Raw genomic sequence first — 3,045 nt, forward strand, 5'->3', positions numbered from 1 at the left:
ATCTCTCCACCACGCTCGCCTGACGGCCACGGACGCCCGGGGGCCCGCGAAACCCACGCGCCGCGCACCACGGACGCCCGGGGAGCCGCAGGAACCGCGGACGCCCGTGTGCCACGGCACCCGGGCTGTGCCGCGCGGGCCGGAAGCGCTCCGGAGCCGGACCGCACCGGCCGGGCACGGTCCGGTCGCTCTCAGAAGAGGCGGAGCTTGTCGTCCTCGATGCCGCGCAGGGCGTTGTAGTCGAGCGTGACGCAGTGGATACCGCGGTCGGTGGCGAGCACCCGGGCCTGCGGCTTGATCTCCTGGGCCGCGAACACGCCCATGACAGGGGCAAGATGGGGGTCGCGGTTCAGCAACTCGAGGTAGCGGGTGAGCTGTTCCACGCCGTCGATCTCGCCGCGCCGCTTGATCTCGATCGCCACCGTCGCCCCGTCGGAGTCGCGGCCGAGGATGTCGACCGGCCCGATCGCGGTGGGGTATTCACGCCGAATCAGCGACCAGCCCTCGCCCAGTGTCTCCATGCGGTCCGCGAGCAGTTCCTGGAGGTGCGCCTCCACGCCGTCCTTGATCAGCCCGGGGTCGACGCCGAGCTCGTGGGACGAGTCGTGCAGCACCTCCTCCATGGTGATGATGAGCTTCTCGCCCCCCTTGTTCACCACCGTCCACACACCGTCCTCCTCCTTGAGGGTGCACGGCGGGGACATCCAGTTGAGGGGTTTGTAGGCCCGGTCGTCGGCATGGATCGAGACCGATCCGTCAGCCTTCACCAGGATGAGCCGGGGGGCTGAGGGGAGATGGGCGGTGAGCCTGCCGGCGTAGTCCACGGAGCAGCGGGCGATGACAAGACGCATGGTCGGTCACGCTACTCGACCGGGTGCCGGTGACGCGATTCGCCCCTGTCTCTCCCCGTTCATACATGGCCTGTTGTATGCGCAACCGTATGGTCGGTGACTCGTTCGGGCATTACCGTTGGTAGTGGAGGGGTCGCCGACCGAGATCGTCCGTCGGCAGGTGAGCTCTCCTGTCCCGTCCGTAAGGCCCCGGGCTGCCGGGGTCGCGAGAGGAGAACCCCATGTCGCTCGACGTCTCACCGGCCCTTCTGGAACAGGCCGAGCGAGGCGAGGTCGACGAAGCGGAATTCGTCGACTGCGTCAAGAACTCCCTCCCGTACGCATGGGAGATGATCAGCTCACTGGTGGCACGGCTGCAGGTCGACGGAGGGGAGTTCGCCGACAACCAGACGCCGCCCCCCACCGAGCAGGATCGGGGTCAGCTCCTCCGGGCGCTGGCCAGCGACGCGATACGTGGGTCGCTGGAACGGCACTTCGGTGTGCGTCTCGCCTTCCAGAACTGCCACCGGGTCGCCGTCTTCCCGTTGGACGCCTCAGCCGACGACCGGCTGCGGCGTTTCACTTCCCTCCGTGGGCAACTGCTCAACCAGTCACCGCTGCTGCGCGACTGCTGACCCACCGTCAGGAGCAGGGCTGCCGCGCCTCGGCGTCGAGGAGCGGCAGCACCTCGACGCCCAGGCGGGCCACGTTCCGCTCGGTGGCGGCCAGGTCTCCCGAGCCCTCCACCAGGAGGGCGAAGCGGCTGACGCCGGTGCGTTCGGCGGTTGCCGCCAGCCGGTCGGCGCACAGCTGCGGTGTGCCCACCGGGTGCAGCGCGGCCAGCAACTCGGTGTACGCCAGCGGGTCGCGCATCGAGCGGGAGCGGCCGTCCACCGTCACATGAGCGGCCAGACCCTCGCGGAGCCAGGCGGGCATTGCCTTGGTGAGCGTCTCGACCGCCTCGACCCGGCTGTCGGCCACCTGGACGACACCGGCCGACACGTGGCCCGCTTCGCCCGCCGGGTCCGGGTCGTGGCCCGCGGCCCGGGCCTCCCGCCGCCACATGGCGACCATCTCCGCCTTCTCCTCGTCACCGCAGTGCATGCCCAGCAGCATCGGCAGCCCGCGGCGGGCCGCCAGCCGGACCGTGCCGGGTGAGGTGCAGGCCACCACCACCGGAGGAGCCGCGGGCGCGTCGAGCGCCTCGCCGGGGCGCGGCACCACCGGAACCTCGCGGAAGCGGAACCGTTCGCCGTCCGCGCCCACCCGCGGCTCGTGCAGCCATCGCAGCAGCAGGTCCAGTGACTCGGGAAAGCCCTCCTCGTAGGCGGACAGGCCGCCGCCGAAGACCTCCAGGTCGACCCAGGGGCCGCCGCGTCCCACGCCCAGCGTGAAGCGCCCCGAGGAGGTGACGTGCAGCAGCGCGGCCTGCTCGCCCAGCGCCACCGGGTGCACCGTCGGCAGCACGCTGACGGCGGTGCCGACGCCGATCCGCCGGGTGCGTCCCAGCAGCAGCGCCGCCAGCGTCACCGCGGACGGGCAGGTTCCGTATGGTACGAAATGATGTTCGGCCAGCCACACCGCGTCCAGTCCGGCCGCTTCCGCGGCCTCCGCGGACCGCACCGCCCGGTGCAGCGCCTCCGCCTGTCCCTGGCCCGGGAACTGTGCGGCCAGCACAAACGCCCCTACACGCATCGCCATTCCTCCTCGTCGGCGGACGCGGCATCCCCATTGGCACTAACGGCTGACACGTGCCAAGGGCACGGCTTGGCGGGAGGTTCTTCGGATCATCAGCGGAACGAGTGAGCGGATTCCCGGCTGCTCGGAGCCGTGCACGGGGGTGCGTAGGCTTGGTGTACCCGTCCACGACCGGGCCCGTCGGCCCCGAACCCACGAGGTGACCTGTTGTCCCCGCGACGAAACCGCCCGCGCGGTGCACCACCCGACCATCGGCGCGCGGCGGACGACGACGGCGGCGAGCGGTACGGCCTCGAGCGTACCGACAGCTGGCGGGGCGAGGACTGGGAGATCCGGCAGATCACCGGTGGCGCCGCGGCCAAACACTACCGGTGCCCCGGCTGCGACCAGCAGATCCCGCCGGGCGTACCGCACCTCGTCGCGTGGCAGCAGGACGGCGGCGCGGACGACCGGCGGCACTGGCACCGGGCGTGCTGGAACGCGCGGGACCGCCGCGCCGCCCGCATGCAGCGCTCCC

General features: G+C 71.5%; 4 protein-coding genes. 2 read left to right on the plus strand and 2 right to left on the minus strand.

All coding sequences use genetic code 11. The annotated features are described in order from the left end of the window. Window positions 1-191: 191 nt before the first annotated feature. Window positions 192-851, minus strand: coding sequence for an endonuclease NucS (gene nucS / locus ACYVE9_RS20920; RefSeq protein WP_461029426.1), 660 nt, complete (start codon window positions 849-851; stop codon window positions 192-194). 221 nt (window positions 852-1,072) lie between these two features. Between nucS and ACYVE9_RS20925 the strand changes: the two genes are divergently transcribed. Beyond that, window positions 1,073-1,465, plus strand: a complete 393-nt coding sequence (locus ACYVE9_RS20925) for an SCO5389 family protein (RefSeq protein ID WP_461029427.1) — start codon at window positions 1,073-1,075, stop codon at window positions 1,463-1,465. A 7-nt stretch (window positions 1,466-1,472) separates the two neighbouring features. Here the strand turns inward: ACYVE9_RS20925 and ACYVE9_RS20930 are convergent, their stop codons facing one another. Continuing rightward, a complete protein-coding gene (locus tag ACYVE9_RS20930) occupies window positions 1,473-2,525 on the minus strand; it encodes an LLM class flavin-dependent oxidoreductase (RefSeq protein WP_461029428.1) in 1,053 nt (350 codons plus the stop codon). A 210-nt stretch (window positions 2,526-2,735) separates the two neighbouring features. On the opposite strand from ACYVE9_RS20930, the gene ACYVE9_RS20935 reads away from it, so the two are divergent. Further along, window positions 2,736-3,045, plus strand: a 310-nt coding sequence (locus ACYVE9_RS20935) for an ATP/GTP-binding protein (RefSeq protein ID WP_461029429.1), incomplete at its 3' end; no start/stop codon positions are given.

Source organism: Streptomyces sparsus (assembly GCF_054776295.1).

Coding starts and splice junctions, on each gene's coding strand:
- nucS (WP_461029426.1), bottom strand. CDS start 851: ATGCGTCTTGTCATCGCCCGCTGCTCCGTGGACTACGCCGGCAGGCTC.
- ACYVE9_RS20930 (WP_461029428.1), bottom strand. CDS start 2,525: ATGCGTGTAGGGGCGTTTGTGCTGGCCGCACAGTTCCCGGGCCAGGGA.
- ACYVE9_RS20925 (WP_461029427.1), top strand. CDS start 1,073: ATGTCGCTCGACGTCTCACCGGCCCTTCTGGAACAGGCCGAGCGAGGC.